Origin of the sequence: Adlercreutzia sp. ZJ242 (assembly GCF_011038995.1) — a bacterium.
Taxonomy (GTDB): Bacteria; Actinomycetota; Coriobacteriia; order Coriobacteriales; family Eggerthellaceae; genus CAAEEV01.
On record NZ_JAAKEE010000104.1, the window covers coordinates 1 to 1,325 of the forward strand.

1 protein-coding gene is annotated in these 1,325 nt (G+C 76.0%); it reads left to right on the forward strand.

Going from position 1 to position 1,325, the window contains the following annotated elements; translation table 11 throughout:
- The first annotated feature begins 209 nt into the window (after positions 1–209).
- Positions 210–1,304, forward strand: a complete 1,095-nt coding sequence (locus G7Y49_RS11965) for an IS110 family transposase (protein WP_165174118.1) — start codon at positions 210–212, stop codon at positions 1,302–1,304.
- The last annotated feature ends 21 nt before the right edge of the window (positions 1,305–1,325 follow it).

The following is a 1,325-nucleotide window of genomic DNA, read 5'->3' on the forward strand; positions in this document are numbered from 1 at the left end:
GGGGCCCCGCCCCCGGCTGACACGGTGTCATCCCGGCTGCGCGTCGCGCATGCCCTAGCTCAGGCTTGTCGCCGGCTCGGGCGGGGCCCCTCGCAGACCCGCGCAGGCGGGTCGGGGCGGTGACCTCATAGGAGCTTCGCCACCAGCTGCACTCATATAGGATCGTCCCGGCCGACCCCCCTGCGCGCCCTCTCGGGAAGGAGTCCATAATGGCAGAAGAGAGACGCTTTGTCATCGGGGGAGTGGACACGCACAGGGACCGCCACTGCGCGGCCGCCGTCGACGCGACGGGGGCGCAGCTCGGGTGCAGGTTCTTCGCGGCCGACGGCGGGGGCTACGCCGAGCTCGTCTCGTGGCTCGAGGGCCTCGGCGAGCTGCGCGCCCTGGGGGTCGAGGGCAGCGGCGGCTACGGGGCGGGCCTGTGCGCCTACGCCCAGGGCCGGGGGGTGCCCGTCGTCGAGGTGAGCTGGCCCGACAGGGCCGAGCGGCGCCGCCGGGGAAAGAGCGACCAGATGGACGCCTACCACGCCGCCGCGTCGGTCCTCTCCGGGCGGGCGCACAGCCCCGCGAAGGACCGCCGGGGGGACGTGGAGGGCCTGCGCGCCCTGAGGGTCGCCTACGAGGGGGCCGTGAAGGCGCGGACCGCCGCGAGGAACTCCCTCCACGCGCTCGTCGCGGCGGCGCCCGACCGCATGCGCGCGAGGCTGCGCGCGCTGCCCGCCAGGGAGCTGGTGGGCGCCTGCGCGTCCCTGCGCGCCCCCGGCGAGGGGCCCCTGGACGCCGAGCGTGCCGCCGAGGCCGCCCTGCGCTCGGTCGCCCGGCGCGTCCGGGCGCTCGACGGGGAGGCCGCGGAGCTCGGCGCCCTGATCGACGCGATGACCCTCGAGCTCGCCCCCGCCACGCGCGCGCTGCCCCAGGTGGGGCCCCAGTGCGCCGCGGCGCTCGTCCTGTGCGCGGGCGCGAACCCCGGCAGGCTCGCGAGCGAGGCGTCCTTCTCGGCGCTGTGCGGGGCGAGCCCGGTGCCCGTATCGAGCGGCAGGACCGACAGGCACCGCCTGAACCTCGCGGGGGACAGGCGGGCCAACTCCGCGCTCTACCTCATAGCGATCGGCCGCATGCGCTCCCCGGGGGAGTCGAGGGACTTCGTCGCCGCGCGGATGGCCTCGGGCAAGACCAAGAGGGAGGCGATCCGCATGCTCAAGCGCTACATCGCGCGCCAGGTGTTCCATGCCCTCAGGCGCGACCTCGCGCGTCTCGCGGGCGCCTCCGGCGCCGACGGCGGGCCCGCGCGAACTGCCCCTTGACGTTATAGGAGCGTTTGAGCG

Excerpts from the sequence above, each read along its gene's own strand:
- G7Y49_RS11965 (WP_165174118.1), top strand. The coding sequence starts at position 210 with ATGGCAGAAGAGAGACGCTTTGTCATCGGGGGAGTGGACACGCACAGG.